The sequence below is a fragment of the Flavobacterium magnum genome (assembly GCF_003055625.1).
GTDB classification, from domain to species: domain Bacteria; phylum Bacteroidota; class Bacteroidia; order Flavobacteriales; family Flavobacteriaceae; genus Flavobacterium; species Flavobacterium magnum.
Window position 1 is genome coordinate 1,284,378 of record NZ_CP028811.1, and the last position, 20,361, is coordinate 1,304,738.

General features: G+C 46.9%; 23 protein-coding genes. 17 read left to right on the forward strand and 6 right to left on the reverse strand.

The window, feature by feature from the left end; translation table 11 throughout:
- Positions 1-2: 2 nt before the first annotated feature.
- Positions 3-1,283 carry an efflux RND transporter periplasmic adaptor subunit gene (locus HYN48_RS05305; RefSeq protein ID WP_108370134.1) on the forward strand — a complete coding sequence of 427 codons (1,281 nt, stop codon included), beginning with the start codon at positions 3-5 and terminating at the stop codon, positions 1,281-1,283.
- Positions 1,283-1,960, forward strand: a complete 678-nt coding sequence (tsaB, locus tag HYN48_RS05310; protein ID WP_108370135.1) for a tRNA (adenosine(37)-N6)-threonylcarbamoyltransferase complex dimerization subunit type 1 TsaB — start codon at positions 1,283-1,285, stop codon at positions 1,958-1,960. Before HYN48_RS05305 ends, tsaB begins: the two co-directional genes overlap by 1 nt.
- Position 1,961: 1 nt before the next feature.
- On the opposite strand, the gene HYN48_RS05315 is transcribed toward tsaB, so the two are convergent.
- The 6 genes from HYN48_RS05315 to HYN48_RS05340 all read right to left on the reverse strand — a co-directional run bounded on the left by HYN48_RS05315 (position 1,962) and on the right by HYN48_RS05340 (position 7,240).
- Positions 1,962-2,660, reverse strand: a complete 699-nt coding sequence (locus HYN48_RS05315; protein WP_146171729.1) for a hypothetical protein — start codon at positions 2,658-2,660, stop codon at positions 1,962-1,964.
- A gap of 113 nt (positions 2,661-2,773) precedes the next feature.
- Entirely contained in the window at positions 2,774-3,133 is a 360-nt protein-coding gene (locus HYN48_RS05320) for a nuclear transport factor 2 family protein (RefSeq protein ID WP_108370137.1), read from the reverse strand.
- Positions 3,134-3,135: 2 nt separating this feature from the next.
- Positions 3,136-4,044, reverse strand: coding sequence for a pseudouridine synthase (locus HYN48_RS05325; RefSeq protein WP_108370138.1), 909 nt, complete (start codon positions 4,042-4,044; stop codon positions 3,136-3,138).
- A 139-nt stretch (positions 4,045-4,183) separates the two neighbouring features.
- Positions 4,184-5,125: a geranylgeranylglycerol-phosphate geranylgeranyltransferase gene (locus tag HYN48_RS05330; RefSeq protein WP_108370139.1), complete on the reverse strand. Its 942-nt coding sequence runs from the start codon at positions 5,123-5,125 to the stop codon at positions 4,184-4,186.
- 84 nt (positions 5,126-5,209) lie between these two features.
- Positions 5,210-6,148 carry a mevalonate kinase family protein gene (locus HYN48_RS05335; protein WP_108370140.1) on the reverse strand — a complete coding sequence of 313 codons (939 nt, stop codon included), beginning with the start codon at positions 6,146-6,148 and terminating at the stop codon, positions 5,210-5,212.
- Positions 6,149-6,157: 9 nt separating this feature from the next.
- On the reverse strand, positions 6,158-7,240 hold the full coding sequence (locus HYN48_RS05340) for a diphosphomevalonate decarboxylase (protein WP_108370141.1): 1,083 nt from the start codon (positions 7,238-7,240) through the stop codon (positions 6,158-6,160).
- Positions 7,241-7,307: 67 nt separating this feature from the next.
- Here HYN48_RS05340 and HYN48_RS05345 point away from each other — a divergent pair, with 67 nt between their 5' ends.
- The 15 genes from HYN48_RS05345 to HYN48_RS05415 all read left to right on the forward strand — a co-directional run bounded on the left by HYN48_RS05345 (position 7,308) and on the right by HYN48_RS05415 (position 20,353).
- Positions 7,308-7,784 (forward strand): TspO/MBR family protein, encoded by a 477-nt coding sequence (locus HYN48_RS05345; protein WP_108370142.1) that lies wholly within the window; start codon positions 7,308-7,310, stop codon positions 7,782-7,784.
- A 138-nt stretch (positions 7,785-7,922) separates the two neighbouring features.
- Complete coding sequence (locus tag HYN48_RS05350) at positions 7,923-8,288, forward strand: NADH-quinone oxidoreductase subunit A (RefSeq protein ID WP_108370143.1); 366 nt, start codon at positions 7,923-7,925, stop codon at positions 8,286-8,288.
- A gap of 75 nt (positions 8,289-8,363) precedes the next feature.
- Positions 8,364-8,915, forward strand: coding sequence for an NADH-quinone oxidoreductase subunit B (locus tag HYN48_RS05355; protein ID WP_108373389.1), 552 nt, complete (start codon positions 8,364-8,366; stop codon positions 8,913-8,915).
- 2 nt (positions 8,916-8,917) lie between these two features.
- Positions 8,918-9,439 (forward strand): NADH-quinone oxidoreductase subunit C, encoded by a 522-nt coding sequence (locus tag HYN48_RS05360; protein ID WP_108370144.1) that lies wholly within the window; start codon positions 8,918-8,920, stop codon positions 9,437-9,439.
- Between the two features lie 20 nt (positions 9,440-9,459).
- A complete protein-coding gene (locus HYN48_RS05365; protein WP_108370145.1) occupies positions 9,460-10,695 on the forward strand; it encodes an NADH-quinone oxidoreductase subunit D in 1,236 nt (411 codons plus the stop codon).
- A gap of 3 nt (positions 10,696-10,698) precedes the next feature.
- The gene (locus HYN48_RS05370) at positions 10,699-11,229 is read left to right on the forward strand and encodes a complex I 24 kDa subunit family protein (RefSeq protein WP_108370146.1); all 531 of its coding nucleotides are present in this window, start codon (positions 10,699-10,701) and stop codon (positions 11,227-11,229) included.
- Between the two features lies 1 nt (position 11,230).
- Positions 11,231-12,595 (forward strand): NADH-quinone oxidoreductase subunit NuoF, encoded by a 1,365-nt coding sequence (gene nuoF, locus HYN48_RS05375; RefSeq protein ID WP_108370147.1) that lies wholly within the window; start codon positions 11,231-11,233, stop codon positions 12,593-12,595.
- A gap of 25 nt (positions 12,596-12,620) precedes the next feature.
- Entirely contained in the window at positions 12,621-13,334 is a 714-nt protein-coding gene (locus tag HYN48_RS05380; RefSeq protein WP_181248536.1) for an FkbM family methyltransferase, read from the forward strand.
- 35 nt (positions 13,335-13,369) lie between these two features.
- Positions 13,370-14,413 carry an NADH-quinone oxidoreductase subunit G gene (locus HYN48_RS05385; RefSeq protein WP_108370149.1) on the forward strand — a complete coding sequence of 348 codons (1,044 nt, stop codon included), beginning with the start codon at positions 13,370-13,372 and terminating at the stop codon, positions 14,411-14,413.
- Between the two features lie 3 nt (positions 14,414-14,416).
- Positions 14,417-15,469: an NADH-quinone oxidoreductase subunit NuoH gene (nuoH, locus tag HYN48_RS05390; RefSeq protein WP_108370150.1), complete on the forward strand. Its 1,053-nt coding sequence runs from the start codon at positions 14,417-14,419 to the stop codon at positions 15,467-15,469.
- A 151-nt stretch (positions 15,470-15,620) separates the two neighbouring features.
- A complete protein-coding gene (locus HYN48_RS05395; protein ID WP_108370151.1) occupies positions 15,621-16,166 on the forward strand; it encodes a NuoI/complex I 23 kDa subunit family protein in 546 nt (181 codons plus the stop codon).
- A complete protein-coding gene (locus HYN48_RS05400) occupies positions 16,166-16,690 on the forward strand; it encodes an NADH-quinone oxidoreductase subunit J family protein (RefSeq protein ID WP_108370152.1) in 525 nt (174 codons plus the stop codon). The genes HYN48_RS05395 and HYN48_RS05400 overlap by 1 nt, the downstream gene beginning before the upstream one ends.
- Before the next feature lies 1 nt (position 16,691).
- A complete protein-coding gene (nuoK, locus tag HYN48_RS05405; protein ID WP_108370153.1) occupies positions 16,692-17,012 on the forward strand; it encodes an NADH-quinone oxidoreductase subunit NuoK in 321 nt (106 codons plus the stop codon).
- 3 nt (positions 17,013-17,015) lie between these two features.
- Entirely contained in the window at positions 17,016-18,911 is a 1,896-nt protein-coding gene (gene nuoL / locus HYN48_RS05410; protein WP_108370154.1) for an NADH-quinone oxidoreductase subunit L, read from the forward strand.
- Positions 18,911-20,353 (forward strand): complex I subunit 4 family protein, encoded by a 1,443-nt coding sequence (locus HYN48_RS05415; protein ID WP_108370155.1) that lies wholly within the window; start codon positions 18,911-18,913, stop codon positions 20,351-20,353. Before nuoL ends, HYN48_RS05415 begins: the two co-directional genes overlap by 1 nt.
- Positions 20,354-20,361: the final 8 nt, after the last annotated feature.

Genomic DNA, 20,361 nt, shown 5'->3' on the forward strand with positions numbered 1-20,361 from the left:
CCATGTCAAAAAAATCAATCTTCATCACGCTCGGGGTTTTACTCGCCTTATTCGTGCTTTACAAAGCGTTCTTCAGTAAGGAAGACAACAGCAAACACATCGAAACGGCATCGGTCAGGGAAATGACAATTATCGAAACCGTCTCGGCCACCGGAAAAATACAGCCGGAAACCGAAATCAAGATCATGCCTGAAGTGTCGGGTGAGATCATTGCGCTGCCCGTAAAAGAAGGTCAGGTGGTGAAAAAGGGCGATTTGCTCGTGAAGATCAACCCTGATTTATACACTTCCGGACTGAACCGGACGGTCGCAGGCCTGTCGCAGACCAAAGCGGGACTCAGCCAGGCGGATGCACAGTTTAACGAAGCCAAGGCCAATTATGACCGCAATAAATCACTTTTTGATAAAGGCATTATTTCGAAATCAGACTGGGACAAGGCCATTTCTGCATTTGAAGTGGCCAAAGCCAATAAACAATCCGCGTATTATACCGTACAAAGTGCTTCGGCGAGTGTCAATGAAGCACAGGACAACCTCGGACGGACGACAATCTACGCACCCGCTGATGGTACCATTTCCAGTTTGGCGGTAGAGCTCGGCGAAAGGGTTTTAGGCCAGCAGCAAATGACAGGAACTGAAATGATGCGGGTAGCCAACCTGAACAACATGGAAGTGGAAGTGGATGTGAATGAAAATGACATTGTAAAAATCAGCATCGGCGACTCGGCAAGGGTAGAGGTGGATGCTTACCTAAAAAAGAAATTTAAGGGCATTGTGACGAGCATTTCCAATTCGGCCAGCACGACACAAACGGCCGATCAGGTTACCAATTTTAAGGTAAAGATCCGGATCCTGAAGGAGTCTTATGCCGATTTGCTCGAAGGAAAGCCCGAGAGTTACTCACCGTTCCGTCCGGGTATGACCGCTACTGTCGACATTGAAACCAAACGCAAGTCGAGTGTACTGGCGATCCCGATCAGTGCTGTGGTGGTAAAAGCCGACACACTTCCGGTCAAAAAAGTCGAGGGGCCGGAAGGTGACGCCAAGCCTCAGGCGACAAAATCAGACAAAAAACTGGAATGTGTGTTTGTGAAATCGGGTAACAAGGCGAGAATCCGTATTGTAAAAACCGGAATCCAGGACGACACGAATATCGAAATCCTTTCAGGGCTCAAGGCCGGTGAGGTAATCATCAGTGGTCCCTATAACCTGATTACCAAAGAGCTCAACTCGGGCGACGTGGTCGTCAACGAAAATGAAGCAAGTAACCTGTCCAAAAAATAATGGCTTATATACTGAATATTGAGACGGCAACAAAAAACTGTTCGGTTGCCTTAGCTAAGGACGGTATCCTGGTCCTGCACCGCGAAGTCGCTGACCAGGATTATTCCCACGCTGAAAAACTTCATTTGTTTATCGATGAGTTGCTTCGTGAAGCCGGAATCGCCTACGCGGCGCTCGATGCAATTGCCGTAAGTCAGGGGCCGGGCTCCTATACGGGTTTGCGCATCGGCGTTTCCGCAGCCAAAGGCCTGTGTTATGCATTGGACATCCCGTTGATGGCAGTCGATACCTTGCAGGTGCTGGCTTTGGGTTTACGAAATCTTTCACTGCCTGGAAATGCACGCATCATCCCGATGATCGATGCGCGGCGGATGGAAGTCTACAGCGCGGTTTTCAATGCAGAATTTGAGAAAATCCGCGAGGTCCGTGCTGAAGTGATCACACCTGAAAGCTTTCAGGAATGGGGCGGCCCGATTTACGTCGTAGGTGATTGCGCGGAGAAATGCAAGCCGGTGCTCGCTTCGGATGCAATTATTTTTGTTGAGGATGTCGTATTCCCATCGGCGATCGATATGTGTGGGTTATCGTATGAAAGCCATAAAAAAAGCGACACTGTAGATGTCGCTTATTTTGAACCCTATTATTTAAAGGATTTTTTCTTTCCTTCCAAATCTTGACTTAAGATAATGTTGACAGGAACTCGGTAAGTTTGACCATATCGTTTTCCTTTTTGAATGACAAGTCGTTTTCTTTCAGGTACGTATTGATTTTCTCAGCCTGCTCAGGGAACAGTTCCTGAAGTTTCTTTTTGTTTTTCGGAAATGACACGACGCTGTTGTTTTTCAGCATCAGGTAATACTCCTCCGATTGCTTGTCGTAGCGCGGTGGCGTGTAACTTCCGTAACCGTTCATCGGCTGTTTTTCAGGTATGAGCGTAACTTTTTCCTTTTTCAGCAGTGTGACACCGTTTACCGTCGTCTTTTCGACCATATAGCCTTTTGCACTCACGTTCTCACTGTTCTTATAATCCACCAGCCTGTAAACAGTCCCGGTTTTGAGCGTTACCGTGTTGAAATCATCCTGTTTAGGGAGCAGGAAAATTTTCCCGTCACCATTGTCGATTTCCATTTCGTCACTGTAAGCGTTGTATTTCACCAGGATTGTTTCCTTGACGTTGCTGATTTGGGCCAGTACGAAATTAGGCAAGACATATGGTGTACCGGTAGCTGCTGCAGATTCTTTCTTGCCGATTTTTTCAGCCAGTTCCGAACTGCCGCCGTTTGTAGTATTGATTTTTCCGCTCAGTCTCATGTTTTGTGCTGAAACACCTGAAACTGCTAAAGTGGTAGCGGCCATAACGGCCATTAATTTTCTCATTTTCAATTTTTATATATTAAGGTGGTTTTTAAAAGGCTGTAAAAATATGTATTTTGGGGTCGGTACCCAAATCCAACGCGTTAATCTATGTTAAAATTGTAGGCGCCAATATTTTAGCCGTGGTACACACGTGAGGCGGTAATTTTACCGTTTTTGATTTCCAATACTTCTGCGACGGCCATATCGGCTTCGCCCGGCACCGAACGCACGTACTCCATAAACACGCGTTGCCCGTTGGCGGTAAGCGATGTGACGCGGTAATGAAGTTGAGGCAAGCGCGTGAACGCATCTTCCCACCAATCATGTAAAGCCGCTTTTCCTTTTACAAAACCATCTGATTCCGGTTTACGCAGCCTTAATTTCGGGCTGAAATGTATCGCGTTGTCATCGTAAAGCGAAAGCAGTCTCTCCAGGTCGTGGTTGTTAAAGGCGTCGAACCACTGCCGTGCTATATTTTCATTCTGGTTTTCCAAACTCAACTGTTTTTGAGGTTGATGATTTCCTGTTCGGTAAGGAATCGCCAATTGCCGCGTGGCAGGTTCTTTTTTGTAAGTCCGGCAAAAGCCACCCTGTCGATACGCAAAACGTCATATCCGAAATGCTCAAAAATGGTGCGGACAATCTTGACATTCGAGGTTTTCAACTTTAGGCCCACTTCATTTTTCGGCTGGTCTTCGATGTAACTCACTTCTTCCACATACACCTTGTGCTCTTCTATCATCGGGCCTTTTGCGATTTTCTCAAGGTCTTCATATTTTAGATTTTTGTCAAGCGAAACCTGATAAATTTTAGACGAGCGCTGGCTGGTCTGCGTGAATTTAGTGATGATGTCATTGTCATTGGTGAGCAGCAGCAAACCGGTCGTATTCTTATCCATACGGCCTACCGGGCTTATTTTAGAGGTGGTGGCACCACGCACCAGATCGAGCACGTTGCGCATTTCTCCGGTTTCATCAGAAGAAGTAGTGAAGTTCTTGGGCTTATTCAGTAGGATGTACTCTTTCTTTTCCGGTGTAACGAGGTTGCCGTCGAAGTTGACCACATCGCCTTTTTTTACCTTGTAGCCCATTTCAGTGACCGGGATTCCGTTGACTTTCACGTTACCCGACTGGATGTAGATGTCTGCATCGCGACGCGAACACATCCCGGAATTGGCAATGTATTTGTTCAGTCGGATCTCGTCCGGGTTCTTAGGGGTTTTCGGTTTCGGGGTTTTTGTAGCCGGCTTGGCGAATTTTCCCGCAGGTTTTCCTGCAGCCGTCTCCGGTGCCGCTTTCTTTCCCTGTGCGCGTTTTGGCATAGGCGGCTTCGGCTTGTTTGTTGATGGCCTGCCGCTGCCAGGTCTCGAACCTCCGCGTTTGTTACTTCCTTCCCTGTTCGTCATGGTATTCTGAAATTTTTTGCAAAGATAGGGTTTATTATGACACGGAACGCCTAGCCCCGGTAGAGGCATATATCCTTTGCTGCTGCTTCTTTAGCAGCACAAAGATATGGCCGATAACGGGATCAGCTTCTCAGAAAAATTACAACAAATTGCGTCCGTGCCATAATACCGAAGGATCGATCAGCACGATGCAGAAAATACCCGCGACGATGAGCGTCTTTAAGGTGAGGTGCAGGCGCAGGTATTGGGCCTTGTTGTCCGACTTCCAGAGGTAGATGTTGAAGAAAACCAAAGCAACCAGGCAGGTGTAGAAATACAGGTCCATGTAGCCCACGTCATAGTCTTCGATAAGCAGGTATACCGGAAAAAGTGTGGAAAAAGCGAGGAAGGAAATGGCTTTTTTGGCCGCTTTCTCACCATATTCAATCGGTATGGTGCTGTAGCCGTTGGCCAGGTCGCCCGCAAGGTTCTCGAGATCCTTGACGATTTCACGTATCAGCAGCAGCAGGAACAGGAAACTCGCATGGCTGAAAATGATGCCTGCTTTTTGCAGGTCGTAGTCCTCGAACTGGGTCTTGAAAAAATAAATCAGGAGTCCGAAAAAGGGAAATACCGCCAGGAACGCTGCCGTAACATTGCCGATAATCGCATATTTCTTGAGCTTGTGTGAGTAAAACCAAATCAGGAAAATATATACGGAGAAGAACAGACTTACCCGCCAGGAGATCAGTAACCCCAAAGCCACAGCCAGGAAATTGAGGCCAAAATACACCGATAGTTTGGTTTTCTGGCTGACCAGCCGGTCGAGCATCGACTTCTGCGGCCGGTTGATCAGGTCTTTTTTGGCGTCGTAAAAATTGTTGATGATGTAGCCCGCCGCGATACAACAGGACGAGACAGTCACCAGGACAAACAAGCGCCAGTCCAGGAGAACGTCGAGCGCACGGGAGTTTCCGGGTGCCAGTATGAAAATCGCTGAGAGGTATTGTGCCAGGATGATGACGGGGATATTGTAGCCGCGCACTACGGAGAACAAACTCACGATCTTCATCAACAGCAGGCGGTTCTTCCTGCTTAGCATGATTGAAAGCGCGCAGAGGCTACAGGTTGCAGACTGGTCGGTAATGCAGGATAGGTGTACCTTGTAACTTGCACCTGAGCGTTTTTAAAATTGGTATACGACTTCCAGTTTGTAGTCTTTCAGGGAAGCCTGGGCTTTTTCCAGGTCCTCGGTGAATCCGAGGATGTAGCCGCCGCCGCCTGAGCCGCAAAGCTTGAGGTAATAGTCGTTCGTGTCAATGCCCTTTTGCCAGATACCGTGGAATTGCTCGGGGATCATCGGCTTGAAATTGTCCAAGACGACCCTTGACAGTTTCTTGGTATTTGAAAACAGCGATTTGCGGTCGCCGCCGAGGAAATTCTCAACACAAAGATCGGTGTATTTCACGAACTGGTTTTTCAACATCGTACGGAAGCCCTTGTCTTTCAGGTTTTCCATGAAGATATTCACCATCGGTGCGGTTTCACCGACAATTCCTGAGTCCAGCAAAAACACGGCGCCTTTCCCGGAAGTACTTTGGGTGGGGATGCCGGTGGCTTCGATATTGTCCCTGGAATTGATTAAGATCGGGATGCTCAAATAGCTGTTTAAAGGATCGAGGCCCGAACTTTTCCCGTGGAAAAACGATTCCATCTGCCCGAAGATATTCTTGAGTGTCAGAAGCTTCTCACGCGTCAGGTTTTCCAAAACGGTGATCTTATTTTTCGCGTATTTGTCGTAAATCGCAGCCACCAATGCGCCGCTGCTGCCCACGCCATAACCCTGCGGGATGCTGGAATCGAAATACATGCCCGCTTCAACGTCTTTCTTAAGGGCGCCTAAGTCAAACTGCACCAACTCCGGCTGCTCTGCCTGAAGCGTTTCAAGATGCGATATAAATCTTTTGAGGTTGGCGTTGGATTTGATTGCCTCAGCTGCAGGATTTCCGTCTGATTTGAGGGCGCCATTGTAAAAATTGTAAGGAATTGACAATCCTTTGGAATCCTTGATAATACCGTATTCGCCGAATAGCAGTATTTTGGAGTAGAATAAAGGTCCTTTCATATTTTTATGTCAAATTAATTCAGCCCCATGGCCAATCGTGTCACAAATATACTGACCATTTTCGCAATAGCCAACTAATTCCGTCTTAATAAAGTCCAAAACTTCCACGCTAACGTTTTCGGGATAAAGCACATGTACATTCGCACCGGCATCGAGCGTGAAACAAACAGGAATTCCGGTGTGTTTCCTGAATGCCCAGATGCGGTTGATGATCTCCAGCGTATGCGGCTTCATCAGGATGTAATATGGCATCGAGGTCATCATCATGGCGTGCAACGTCAGCGCCTCACTTTCCAAGATACTTACGAAATCTTCGAGATTCCCGTTTTGCAAAACGACGCTGAGCCTGCTTAAATTGTGGTGGGCCTGCGAAAACCGCTGTGCCGCGAACGGGTGCCCGTGCATCAAATCGTGCCCGACGGTGCTTGACACTTCCTTTTTGCCTTTGTCAACCAGCAGGATAGTGTCCTGATATTGCCTGAAATTGTCGTGGATCGGATGCGGGAATGCAAGGCCATAACTATCGGAACTTTCTGGGAAATCAGCGTGCGCGCCCCAGATTACGACATCGCCCCTGACGCTGCGGCAGGCGCTTCCGGATCCGAGTCGTGCCAGGAAGGAGGCTTTCCGGTAGAAATAATCGTCGTTGATTTCAGGTGAAAGCTGCCTTTCAACCTGCATCAATGCCACAGCCAGCGCCGCCATTCCCGACGCCGAAGAGGCGATTCCGGAACTGTGCGGGAAAGTGTTTCTGGTGTCGATTGTGAAATGATATTTTTTCAGGAACGGCACGTAGGCCTGGATCCTTTCGAAGAATTTTTCGATTTTGGGCTTGAAATCGTCCTTCGGCCTGCCATCGAAAAGCAGTTCGAATGAAAACGAGCCGTCGTTATTTTTTTCGGCGAAGGCCAGCGTAGTAATGGTTTTGCAATGACTCAGCGTGAAGCTCACCGACGGATTTGCAGGAATCTGGTTTTCTTTCTTTCCCCAGTATTTCACCAGTGCAATGTTGCTGGGCGCAGACACGCTCACGCTGCCCTGGGTAAGATCATTCGTGTATTTTTTCGGGAGGAATTGCGTCTCGGGATCCATAAAATGTATTTGCTGCAAAGATACTTTTTTTGTTCCGACAGGTTTTTACTACTTTTAAGAAAAAAACATGAATAAGTATTTCAGGATTTTGATTTTCGTCGCCACCTGCCTCGGTATCGGCTATTGCTCAGGGATTGCGACCCAATCCGGGGGGAACGATTGGTTCCCAACGCTTAAAAAACCGGTATTCAATCCCCCTAAGGAAGTCTTCATGCCCGTCTGGACCACACTTTACGTTTTTATGGGCGTGGCTGCGGGACTGGTCTGGGCTGAAATCGAATCGAGGCGTGAGGAGGTTGCATCGGCGTTGCGTTTTTTCTGGATCCAGCTCGCACTCAATGCGGCCTGGTCGTTCCTCTTTTTCATGCTTAAGAATCCGTTGCTCGCGTTTATCGAAATGATTGTTCTGTGGCTCATGATTTATGAAACCTGGTACAAGTTCCGAAGGATTAATGCCGTTTCGGGCTGGCTTTTTGTCCCTTACCTGCTTTGGGTTTCGTTTGCGTTGGTGCTCAACGGCAGCCTTTGGTGGCTGAACCGCTAAACATCGGTACAAAGCGTTATTTATAATCAATAAAAATTACGATTTTATAACGATATAGTAGGTACGAAATTTGGCTTTTGGGTTGTGATTTCAATACCCGCAAGTTATCTTTGTTCCCAAATTTTTTTACAGCTGATTATGCATTCAACCCAAACGGATTACCTCCCGATTTTAATCCAGATGCTTCTGGCGGTCGGATTTGTAGTGCTGACGATTATCGGTTCCAGTTTCCTGGGCCCGAAAAGGCATTCCAAAAATAAAGACAAGTCTTTCGAATGCGGGATCGAATCCATCGGAAACGCACGCGTGCCGTTTTCGGTAAAATATTTCCTCGTCGCGATCCTGTTCGTGTTGTTTGATGTCGAGGTGATTTTCCTGTATCCATGGGCTGTCAACTTTAAGGACATGGGCATCGACGGACTGCTGAAAATGGGTGTATTTATGATCCTGTTGCTGGTCGGATTTTTTTATGTAATGAAGAAGAAGGGCCTCGAGTGGGACTAACCGATTTTAGAACTGGGATGTCAGATCCGATTTTCAGGTTGCTGACTCTTGATTCTCAATTCAAAAATTTTTAAAATGAGCGATTCAAAAATAATAACCAATGCGCCGGCTCCTGAAGGTTATTCAGGAGAAGGTTTTTTTGCAACGAGGCTGGATTCTGTTGTCGGGATGGCGCGTGCCAATTCACTTTGGCCATTGCCGTTTGCGACTTCCTGCTGCGGGATTGAGTTTATGGCTACGATGGCATCACATTATGACGTGGCGCGTTTCGGCTCAGAGCGTATGAGTTTCTCGCCGCGGCAGGCCGATATGTTGCTGGTGATGGGAACCATTGCGAAAAAAATGGCGCCAATCTTACGTCAGGTCTACGAGCAGATGGCCGAACCGCGCTGGGTTATCTCGGTGGGTGCCTGTGCCTGTTCTGGCGGAATTTTTGATACGTACTCCGTGTTGCAGGGTATCGACAAGGTGATCCCGGTTGACGTATACGTGCCCGGCTGTCCGCCCAGGCCGGAACAAATCCTTGACGGCATCATGCGCCTGCAGGACCTTGTGCGATCTGAATCAGTAAGAAGAAGGAGTTCTCCGGAATACACCGAGTTGCTGGCTTCTTATAACATCAAATAATAATGGCTTTAGAAACTGCTGTCATACAAAATACCCTAACCGACCAGTTCGGTGACAAAGTACGCCACTTCCAGCAAATTCACGATATCCTGACTTTTGAGGTGCAGACCGAAAATATCACGGAAGTGATGGGATTCTTAAAAGATGATAAAACCATGCGGTTTAATTTCCTGACGACGTTGTGCGGGATGCATTTTCCGGACGCGGAAGCAGGAAGGCAATTCGGGATGGTCTACCACATGCACAACTGGATGGACAACGTCAGGGTGCGCATTAAGTGTTTTATGCCGGCTGACAAACCTGAAATCGATTCGGTCACGGGGTTGTTCCGAAGCGCCAATTGGCAGGAACGGGAAACCTATGATTTCTTCGGGATTATCTTTAAAGGGCATCCGCAGCTGAAGCGTATTTTGAATATGGACGAAATGCAGTCATTCCCGATGCGCAAGGAATTCCCGCTCGAAGACGGCGGCAGGACCGACAAAGACGACCGTTTCTTTGGAAGGACAACAGATAATTGTTAATAATGTCATTGAAATAATATATGTCAGACTTATTATTACCGCCGGAATTAAGGTACGCAGGAATCATCGAGCAGCGCAAGAACGAAGACGGGAGTGAGCTTTCCATCCTTAACTTAGGACCTACACACCCGGCTACTCATGGTATTTTCCAGAACATCCTTTTGATGGATGGCGAAAGAATCATCGATGGGGAAGGGACCGTGGGATACATCCACCGCGCTTTCGAAAAAATTGCCGAGAACCGCCCGTTTTACCAGATCACGCCGCTGACCGACAGGATGAACTATTGTTCTTCGCCGATCAACAATATGGGTTGGTGGATGACTTTGGAAAAAGCACTGGGGATTGAAGTGCCGAAGAGAGCACAGTACCTGCGTGTCATCGTGATGGAACTGGCGCGTATCGCTGACCACATCATCTGTAATTCCGTCCTGGGTGTTGACACCGGGGCTTTGACAGGCTTCCTCTATGTATTCCAATACAGGGAAAAGATTTACGAAATTTATGAAGAAATCTGCGGCGCCCGCCTGACCACGAATATGGGAAGGATAGGCGGTTTCGAAAGAGACTGGAGTCCGCTGGCTTTCGAAAAATTAAATACTTTACTTGAAGAATTTCCACCCATCTGGAGGGAATTCGAAAACCTGCTCACCCGGAACAGGATTTTTATGGACCGTACCATCAACGTCGGTCCGATTTCTGCTGAAAAGGCAATCAATTACGGTTTTACGGGCCCGAATTTACGCGCAGCCGGAGTAGATTATGACATCCGCGTGATGCAGCCGTATTCTTCGTACGAAGATTTTGAATTCAATATCCCGGTCGGAAAATCAGGCGATACGTATGACCGCTTTTGCGTAAGGAATGCGGAAGTCTGGGAAAGTCTGAGCATTATCAAACAGGCCCTGGCAAAACTGCCCGAGGGCCCTTACCACGCGGACGTGCCAGATTATTACCTGCCTCCGAAAGATGAGGTATACAATAATATGGAAGCCCTGATATACCATTTCAAGATTGTGATGGGTGAAATATCCGTTCCGGTTACCGAAGTGTACCATCCGGTGGAAGGCGGAAACGGGGAACTTGGTTTTTATCTGGTCACCGACGGAAGCCGTACAGCCTACAGGCTGCATTTCCGCAGGCCGTGTTTCATATACTATCAGGCTTTTAACGATATGGTACAGGGACAGATGCTGTCGGATGCGATTGCCACTTTGTCGAGCCTGAACGTGATTGCCGGAGAATTAGACGCTTAAATTATGGAGAGAACACATTACAAACAGGATATCAATATTACTCCCGAGCTTTCGTCCCGTATCGAAGAGCTGTGCAGTCATTATCCTGCTGATAAGAGGAAGTCGGCATTGTTGCCTGTATTGCACGAAGTCCAGGACGCCCACGACAACTGGCTCAGTATTGAATTGCAGGACAAAGTCGCTGAGATCATTGGCATTAAGCCGGTTGAGGTTTATGAGGTGGTTTCGTTTTATACGATGTATAACCAGCGGCCTATCGGTAAATTCATGTTTGAATTTTGCCAGACCTCTCCATGCTGCTTAAACGGCGTGGAGAACCTCATGGATTATACGTGCAGTAAACTGGGCGTAAAGGTGGGTGAACCGACTGCGGACGGTATGTTTGAGGTGCGGGGCGTGGAATGCCTCGGTGCCTGTGGTTACGCCCCGATGATGCAACTGGGGGATTTTTATCTTGAGCATCTGAATGAAGAAAAAATCGATCAGCTGATTGTTGATTGCCGCGATAATAAAATCACGTTACACGATAAATAATATGTCACAAAAAATATTATTAGACAAGATTAACGTTCCGGGTATAAAAACCTATGAAGTGTATCGCCGTGAGGGTGGTTATGCTTCTGTGGAAAAAGCACTGAAAATGACTCCGGATGAGGTCGTGGAAGAAGTCAAAACTTCCGGACTTCGCGGTCGCGGCGGTGCGGGCTTCCCTGCCGGCATGAAATGGAGTTTTATCGATAAGAAATCAGGAAAGCCAAGGCACTTGGTTTGTAACGCCGATGAATCAGAGCCGGGCACCTTTAAGGACCGCTTCCTGATGGAGTACATTCCGCACCTTTTGATTGAGGGGATGATTACGTCGAGTTATGCGCTTGGTGCGAATTTATCATACATCTACATCCGTGGCGAATACATGTGGGTTTACAAAATCCTCGAAAGGGCGATTGCCGAAGCCAAAAATGCCGGATGGCTGGGTAAAAACATCCAGGGTTCAGGATATGACCTTGATTTATATGTGCATTGCGGTGCCGGCGCTTACATCTGTGGCGAAGAGACCGCTTTGATTGAATCGTTGGAAGGAAAACGCGGCAATCCAAGGATCAAGCCGCCATTTCCTGCTGTTTCGGGACTTTGGGCCAATCCAACCGTGGTAAATAATGTGGAAACCATTGCGGCAGTGCCGTGGATCGTGAACAATTCCGGAGCAGAATATGCAAAAATCGGTATTGGGAGATCGACAGGAACCAAGTTGATTTCTGCTTCAGGGCATATCAAAAATCCGGGGGTTTATGAAATTGAGTTGGGCTTAAGCGTCTACGAATTCATGAATTCTGATGAATATCTGGGCGGAATGAGTTCTGACCGTCCGTTGAAGGCATTTGTGCCTGGTGGAAGTTCTGTACCTGTATTACCTGCCAATCTGATTTATAAAACCGCGAATGGAGAAGACCGTCTGATGACTTATGAAAGTTTAAGCGATGGTGGTTTTGCCACAGGTTCGATGCTGGGCTCAGGTGGGTTTATTGTGTACAATGACACCTCATGTATTGTAAGAAACACATGGAATTTCTCGAGATTTTATCATCACGAAAGTTGTGGGCAATGTTCACCATGCCGTGAAGGAACAGGCTGGCTTGAAAAAGTATTACACCGTATCGAAACAGGAACAGGAAGGGAAGAAGATATTGATTTGCTGTGGGACATCCAAAGCAAAATTGAAGGGAATACGATTTGCCCGTTGGGTGATGCTGCGGCATGGCCGGTGGCAGCTGCGATACGCCATTTCAGGGAGGAATTCGAATACCATGTCCGTTTCCCGGAGAAGATTAAGAACAGGGACCATTTTGTCACCGAACCGTTTGAACAGGTGAAGCATTTGGTTTCCAAAGAATTAATTTAAGAATAGTACATTAATTCAGAGCCACTTGATACGATTTATTAAGGATTTTTTATATAGAAGAGGATACAAAATCAATAAGGTCAGTACGTTGGCTTTGCTTCATGAGGATTATTTAAAGGCAGTGTCAGGCTACATAAGGAAGAATCCGGTTTTGTTTGATGTTGGGGCTAATGTGGGGCAAACGGTAAGTAAGTTCAAAGTCGTTTTTCCAACGTCAGAAATCCATAGTTTCGAACCGAGTAAGGTATGTTTTGATGTTTTAAAGGATAGCCATAAGAGCACACATAATTTGGTCTTAAATAATGTGGCTGTTGGTTCTGAAAAAGGGTCATTAGATTTTAATGAGTATTCGTGGAGTAGTTTAAATTCTTTGCTCAAAAGATCTTTTACAAAATCGGAGCTGATTGACAGCTATAAGGTAGATGTCATAACGATTGATGAGTATTGCAAAAGCAACAGCATATTTAAAATAGATTTATTAAAAACAGATACGGAAGGCTATGAGCTACAGGTGTTGAAGGGAGCCAGCCAAATGATGGATGAAAATAGGATTCAATTTGTGTATGTTGAAGTCTTCTTCTACGAAAATTATATAGGCCAGTCGTCGTTTGGAGACGTGTATAATTATTTATCGGGAAAAGGATTTAATTTTGTGAGATTTTACGCATTTGAATACACCGGAGAAGGATTGGCATCACGAACAGATGCATTATTTATAAATAAGAATTTTATTAATTGAATCTGATTTAGGTTAGAGGACAATAAGATATAAAAATGAAAGTAACCATAGACGGTCAAGCCATTGAAGTAGAACCAGGGACAACCATCCTGCAGGCTGCGCGTATGATCGGTGGGGAATCTGTCCCGCCGGCCATGTGCTACTATTCGAAGTTAAAAGGAAGCGGCGGAAAATGCCGTTGCTGCCTTGTCGAGGTTTCCAAAGGAAGCGAAGCCGACCCACGTCCGATGCCGAAATTGATGGCTTCCTGCGTTACCGGCTGTATGGACGGTATGGAAGTGAACAGCAAATCGTCGCCAAGGGTGGAAGAAGCAAGAAAATCGGTAACGGAATTCCTGTTGATCAATCACCCGCTGGATTGCCCTGTGTGTGACCAGGCCGGGGAATGCGACCTGCAGAACCTAAGCTTCAAGCACGGAAAATCAAAAACGCGTTTTATCGAAGAGAAAAGGACATTCGAGCCCGAAAATATCGGCCCGAACATCCAGCTGCATATGAACCGTTGCATCCTTTGCTACCGCTGTGTGATGGTTGCCGATCAATTGACAGACAACCGCGTGCATGGCGTCATGGATCGTGGGGATCATTCCAATATTTCGACCTGTATTTCAAAAGCCATTGACAACGAGTTTTCAGGAAACATGATCGACGTGTGTCCTGTCGGTGCTTTAACCGATAAAACTTTCCGTTTTAAATCGCGGGTTTGGTTCAATAAACCATACAATGCGCACAGGAATTGTACGAAGTGTTGCGGGAAAACCACAGTCTGGATGTTTGGGAATGAAATCCAAAGGGTCACCGGAAGGAAAGATGAATTCCACGAAGTAGAAGAATTCATCTGCAACGAATGCCGTTTTGACCACAAAGACCCGAAAGACTGGGTGATTGAAGGGCCACGGAAATTCGAAAAAGATTCGGTAATCAACCAGAATAACTATACCAGGGATTTGGATACGGTGGTAATCGACACTGAGAAAAATATCCTTAAGGGCCGTGACCAGGACCGAAAGAAAATCAGTATGCCGTCTGTACCGCTGAAACCGGAAGAGCAGGATGCATTTAAACATGGCAATATTTAACGGATGGAGAGCAGCATAATCATAGAGAAAAGTATTTTCATCTTCGTCATCTTCGGACTGACGATGCTGATGGCGATGTATTCTACCTGGGCGGAGCGTAAAGTAGCGGCCTGGCTTCAGGACCGTATCGGGCCAAACCGTGCGGGACCGTGGGGACTACTCCAGCCATTGGCGGACGGGTTGAAATTATTTTCGAAAGAAGAGTTTTTACCGGATACACCCAATAAATTCCTGTTCGTCGCAGGGCCGGCCATCTCGATGAGTGTGGCATTGATGACCAGCGCGGTAATCCCGTGGGGCGATAAGCTCGAAATGTTCGGAAGGACGGTGGTGTTGCAGGCTACAGATATCGATGTGGCCCTGTTGTACATTTTCGGTGTGCTTTCGGTGGGTGTTTACGGCATTATGATTGGCGGCTGGGCATCAAATAATAAGTTCTCGCTGATGAGTGCCATGCGTGCCGCATCGCAGATGATCTCTTACGAAGTCGCGATGGGATTGTCGATTATCGCCTTGTTGATGATGACCGGAACGCTGAGCCTCCGCGAAATTGCCGCAGGGCAGCAAGGCATGAACTGGAACGTGTTTTACCAGCCGGTCGGCTTTATTATCTTTTTGGTGTGTTCGTTTGCGGAAACCAACCGTACTCCGTTTGACCTTGCGGAATGTGAGGCTGAACTTATCGGTGGGTATCATACGGAATATTCGTCGATGCGTATGGGATTCTATTTGTTTGCAGAATACGCAAGTATGTTTATCTCTTCGACGATTTTAGCAGTGCTGTATTTCGGGGCGTATAACTATCCGGGCATGTCCTGGGCGTTGGAGAACTGGGGCGTCAATGCGGCCAACCTTATCGGGTTCGGCGTATTGTTTGCAAAGATCTGTTTCTTCATTTTCTTTTACATGTGGGTAAGGTGGACGATTCCGAGGTTCCGTTATGACCAGTTGATGCGTCTGGGATGGCAGGGACTGATCCCGATTGCGATCGTGAATATTTTCATCACGGGCATCGTGATGTTGTGGCCGGAAATCATGTCGGCACTGGGAATGTAAATTTGAGTACAAGCGCCTAGCCCCGATAGCAGCGGAAATCCTTTTTGGATTACCCGGAGCGCAGCGGAGGGAAATCTTCCACGCAGTGCAACGGAGTGGCAAAAAGATTGCAGCGGATAGCGGGAATAGCTTCAAATAAAAAAAATATAAAATGTCAATAGAAACGATTTCATTATCGGGCAGGAAAAAAGAGGTTTCCGACAAAAAGATGACTTTTTGGGAGAGCCTGTACCTGGTAGCGATTGTAAAGGGGCTGTTCATCACGATCAGGCACCTTTTTACAAGGAAAGTGACCGTAAAATATCCGGAGCAGGTACGCGAGAGAAGTAAAGTCTACCGTGGGCAGCATTTGCTGAAACGCGACGAACAGGGAAGGGAAAATTGCACGGCCTGTGGGCTTTGTGCTTTGTCATGCCCGGCCGAAGCCATCACGATGACCGCTGCAGAGCGCAAACCGGAAGAAAAGCACCTGTACCGCGAAGAAAAATATGCGTCAGTATATGAAATCAATATGCTGCGTTGCATTTTCTGCGGACTGTGTGAAGAAGCCTGTCCGAAAGATGCGATTTACCTGACCGAATCAAAGGTGCTCGTGCCATCGCAATATCAGCGTGAGGATTTTATCTTCGGGAAACACAAACTGGTGATGCCGCTCACGCAGGCGATGCAGAATGCCCAACTTAAAAACGCGAACTGATGGCGACAGCTTTACTGATATTTTACATCCTTTCTGCCGTCACGCTGGCCAGCGCATTTTTGACGATTTATTCCAGAAACCCAATTCACAGTGCGATTTACCTCGTCATCTGTTTTTTCTCGATTGCTGGCCATTATCTGTTGCTTAATGCGCAGTTCCTGGCGATTGTGCATGTCATCGTGTATTCCGGGGCGATTATGATCCTGTTCCTGTTTACGGTGATGCTGATGAACCTGAACAAGGAAGATGAAGTGCATAAGCCACGGATGGCGCGTTTTGTGGCCATTACGCTTTTCGGGATCATGTGTGTGATATTGATTGCGCTGTTTATGAATTCGAAGCCTGTTTCCGATATCTACATTCAGGAAAACACCGACTATCAATCGATTAAGGTGTTGGGCCGTGTGCTGCTTGACGGAAAAGAGGGCTATATGGTGCCGTTTGAATTCGCTTCGGTATTGTTGCTGGTTGCGATGATCGGAACGGTATTGTTGTCTAAAAAAGAAATAACCGAAAAAAAATAAGATGCAGAATATATTAGAACAGATAGGCATACAGAATTATATTTTCCTTTCGGCAATCTTATTCTGCCTGGGTGTTTTCGGGGTGTTGTACCGCCGGAATGCGATTATCGTTTTCATGTCGATTGAAATCATGCTGAACGCGGTGAATTTGTTGTTCGTTGCTTTTTCAACGTATCATCAGGACGCCCAGGGACAGGTTTTTGTGTTTTTCTCGATGGCTGTTGCCGCTGCGGAAGTCGCCGTAGGATTGGCCATCGTGGTGTCTATTTTCAGAAATGTAGGCTCGATCGATGTGGCTTACCTTAAAAAATTAAAAGGATAATTAATGGATACCAATGTAGCTTTAGTGTTGTTATTAGCGCCTTTTATAGGTTTTCTTATCAATGTTTTCTTTGGTAAAAGCCTCGGCAAATCGGTTTCCGGTATGATTGGGACGGCCTCAGTAGTGGTATCTTTTATTATTACGCTGGTATTTTTCATGGACATCAACAATGGGCATGCTCCGGTTAAGATTACCGTATTTGACTGGATGGAAGTGGCCAATGTCAAGATTGGTTTCGGATTTCTTTTAGACCAGCTTTCGTTGTTGTGGCTGATGTTTGTCACGGGAATAGGATCGTTGATCCATCTGTATTCCATCAGTTATATGCACGATGATGAAAATATGCATAAATTTTTCGCTTACCTGAACCTGTTCGTATTTTTTATGATTACGCTCGTGATGGGAAGTAACCTTCTGGTGATGTTCATCGGTTGGGAAGGAGTTGGATTGTGTTCTTATCTGCTGATTGGTTTCTGGTACAAAAACCAGGATTATAATGATGCGGCGAAGAAGGCATTCATCATGAACCGTATCGGGGATCTCGGTTTGCTGATCGGTATTTTCATATTGGCAGGTTCATTCTCTACTCTGGATTTTGACGTGTTAAAAACCCAGATTGTCGCCGGTGTTGACTACCGTGATTTCTGGATTGGGGTTGCTGCACTGGCATTGTTTATCGGTGCCTGTGGTAAATCAGCACAAATCCCATTGTACACCTGGCTTCCGGATGCGATGGCGGGACCTACACCGGTTTCGGCATTGATCCACGCAGCCACGATGGTCACCGCAGGAATCTTTATGGTGACGAGATTGAATTTCCTTTTTGATCTGGTACCGGATGTACAAAACATTATTGCGGTTGTCGGTGCTATCACGGCATTGGTGGCTGCAACAATCGGTCTGGCTCAAAATGATATCAAGAAAGTACTGGCTTATTCTACAGTATCCCAATTGGGACTGATGTTCCTGGCTTTAGGGCTTGGGGCTTATGAAGTGGCGATTTTTCATGTAATTACACATGCATTCTTCAAGGCGTGTTTGTTCCTTGGTTCCGGTTCAGTAATCCACGCACTTCATGGCGAACAGGACATGCGCAATATGGGCGGTTTGAAAAAGTACATGCCGATTACGTTCTGGACGATGATGGTGTCTACGCTGGCCATTTCGGGGATATTCCCGTTTGCCGGTTTCTGGTCCAAAGACGAAATATTGATGGTGGCCCATGAGCACAATATGGTGTTGTATGTTGTCGGTTCGATTGCATCGATTATGACGGCATTTTATATGTTCCGACTCATGTACCTTACATTCTTCAGGGAGTTCCGCGGCACCGAGGAACAGAAACATCATTTGCACGAAAGTCCGGGACTCATCACTTTCCCTTTGATTGTACTGGGAATCCTGGCCACAATCGGGGGTTTGATCAGTTTGCCTACCGGAAGCTGGCTCAATCATTATCTTGAACCCCTTTTCGAAGGTAGTAAGAAATCGGCACATCACGGGCTGACTGATGAAGCATACGTATTGATGGCGATTGCCACAGCGGGCGCTGTCCTCGGAATCGTATTGGCTTATATGAAATATATCAAGCAGAAACAGGTCCCTCCTGTGGATGCGGAAATTACCGGTATCACGAAAGTGGTGTACAACAAATATTATGTTGATGAAATCTACGATTTCGTATTCGTAAAACCGATCGTCGGACTCTCCCGTTTCTTCCGCGATTACATCGAAACCGCCTTATCCGCTACCATCTTCGGGCTCGGGAAGGCTACCGGAGAGCTCGGTTATTATGGAAGAAAACTTCATAACGGGAGCATCGGCCTGTATTTGTTTGCGTTTGTACTCGGACTTTGCGCGATATTTTTATTCATTTTCAGCTCAATAATTTTTACATAATGGATGTAACGTACCTATTAATACTGCTGCTGGCAGGAGCATTTGTAACTTATTTTTCAGGGGATAAGGCGGCACCGAAAGTGGCGCTCTTGTTCGGACTGGCTTCGCTTGGGGTGTCCATCGGCCTGCTGGATTTGCACAATGCCGGACAGGACATCAATTTCAGCTGTCAGTGGATTTCTAAACCAAACATTTCGTTTGCACTGCATGCCGACGGCCTGTCGCTGGCCATGATCCTCCTGACCACGGCGTTGACGCCTGTCATCATCTTTTCAGGTTTTGGCAATCAGTTCAAAAGCGGCAAATCGATGTATGCCTTAATATTATTCATGGCGTTTGCGATGGCAGGCACTTTCCTTGCTGCGGACGGATTACTGTATTACATCTTCTGGGAATTGGCCTTAATCCCGATTTATTTCATCGCGCTGATCTGGGGCAACGGCGATGCCGAGGCGCGTAAGAAAGCCGTTGTAAAATTCTTCATTTACACTTTTGCAGGGTCCTTATTCATGTTGACAGCGTTTGTATATCTGTACCAGAAAGCGGGAAGTCTGCTGATTGCCGACCTGTATCAGCTCGACCTGACAGCCGACGAACAGTTGTGGATTTTCGCTGCGTTCTTCCTGGCTTATGCGATTAAGATTCCAATCGTCCCCTTTCACACCTGGCAGGCGACGGTCTACCAAAAAGCGCCTACGGTGGGCACGATGTTGCTTTCCGGAATTATGCTCAAAATGGGTCTGTACAGCGTCATCCGCTGGCAGTTGCCGATTGCGCCTTTTGCTGCCAGAGAATACAAGGAGGTCCTTATCGGACTTGGCATTGCCGGTGTCATTTACGGCTCAGTCGTCGCTTTGAAGCAGAAAGACCTTAAGAAACTTTTGGCCTATTCTTCACTGGCCCACGTAGGGTTGATCGCTGCGGGTGCCTACGCCTTGAACTTTGACGGATTGAGCGGTGCGGTACTGCAAATGATCGCACACGGTTTCGTGGTGGTCGGTTTGTTCTTCGCTGCGGAGATTATTCACAGGAGATTCGAAACGCGGACCATCGCTGATATGGGCGGTATCAGGCTGCAGGCGCCGAAATTCGCGTCGATGTTCATGATACTTGTACTTGCTTCGGTGGCATTGCCGTCAACATTTAACTTTGTGGGCGAGTTTACGGTCTTGTACAGTTTGTCCCATGTCAACGTCATTTACGCGGTGCTGGGCGGAACCACGATCATCCTCGGGGCGTATTACATGCTCAAAATGTTCCAGAATGTTATGCTGGGTGATGTAAAAGCCAAGCGAACTCCCTTTACCGATGTGACGCTCAATGAGGCCATCACTATGGTAGCCATTATCGGTGTCCTTTTCTTTTTCGGGATGTATCCCAAACCGATCACCGACCTGATTGCGCCAAGCATCGAGAACATCGTATCACAAATCAACAGATAACAGTCAGA

Coding starts and splice junctions, on each gene's coding strand:
- HYN48_RS05305 (WP_108370134.1), top strand. CDS start 3: ATGTCAAAAAAATCAATCTTCATCACGCTCGGGGTTTTACTCGCCTTA.
- tsaB (WP_108370135.1), top strand. CDS start 1,283: ATGGCTTATATACTGAATATTGAGACGGCAACAAAAAACTGTTCGGTT.
- HYN48_RS05315 (WP_146171729.1), bottom strand. CDS start 2,660: ATGAGAAAATTAATGGCCGTTATGGCCGCTACCACTTTAGCAGTTTCA.
- HYN48_RS05325 (WP_108370138.1), bottom strand. CDS start 4,044: ATGACGAACAGGGAAGGAAGTAACAAACGCGGAGGTTCGAGACCTGGC.
- HYN48_RS05330 (WP_108370139.1), bottom strand. CDS start 5,125: ATGCTAAGCAGGAAGAACCGCCTGCTGTTGATGAAGATCGTGAGTTTG.
- HYN48_RS05335 (WP_108370140.1), bottom strand. CDS start 6,148: ATGAAAGGACCTTTATTCTACTCCAAAATACTGCTATTCGGCGAATAC.
- HYN48_RS05340 (WP_108370141.1), bottom strand. CDS start 7,240: ATGGATCCCGAGACGCAATTCCTCCCGAAAAAATACACGAATGATCTT.
- HYN48_RS05345 (WP_108370142.1), top strand. CDS start 7,308: ATGAATAAGTATTTCAGGATTTTGATTTTCGTCGCCACCTGCCTCGGT.
- HYN48_RS05350 (WP_108370143.1), top strand. CDS start 7,923: ATGCATTCAACCCAAACGGATTACCTCCCGATTTTAATCCAGATGCTT.
- HYN48_RS05355 (WP_108373389.1), top strand. CDS start 8,364: ATGAGCGATTCAAAAATAATAACCAATGCGCCGGCTCCTGAAGGTTAT.
- HYN48_RS05360 (WP_108370144.1), top strand. CDS start 8,918: ATGGCTTTAGAAACTGCTGTCATACAAAATACCCTAACCGACCAGTTC.
- HYN48_RS05365 (WP_108370145.1), top strand. CDS start 9,460: ATGTCAGACTTATTATTACCGCCGGAATTAAGGTACGCAGGAATCATC.
- HYN48_RS05370 (WP_108370146.1), top strand. CDS start 10,699: ATGGAGAGAACACATTACAAACAGGATATCAATATTACTCCCGAGCTT.
- nuoF (WP_108370147.1), top strand. CDS start 11,231: ATGTCACAAAAAATATTATTAGACAAGATTAACGTTCCGGGTATAAAA.
- HYN48_RS05385 (WP_108370149.1), top strand. CDS start 13,370: ATGAAAGTAACCATAGACGGTCAAGCCATTGAAGTAGAACCAGGGACA.
- nuoH (WP_108370150.1), top strand. CDS start 14,417: ATGGAGAGCAGCATAATCATAGAGAAAAGTATTTTCATCTTCGTCATC.
- HYN48_RS05395 (WP_108370151.1), top strand. CDS start 15,621: ATGTCAATAGAAACGATTTCATTATCGGGCAGGAAAAAAGAGGTTTCC.
- HYN48_RS05400 (WP_108370152.1), top strand. CDS start 16,166: ATGGCGACAGCTTTACTGATATTTTACATCCTTTCTGCCGTCACGCTG.
- nuoK (WP_108370153.1), top strand. CDS start 16,692: ATGCAGAATATATTAGAACAGATAGGCATACAGAATTATATTTTCCTT.
- nuoL (WP_108370154.1), top strand. CDS start 17,016: ATGGATACCAATGTAGCTTTAGTGTTGTTATTAGCGCCTTTTATAGGT.
- HYN48_RS05415 (WP_108370155.1), top strand. CDS start 18,911: ATGGATGTAACGTACCTATTAATACTGCTGCTGGCAGGAGCATTTGTA.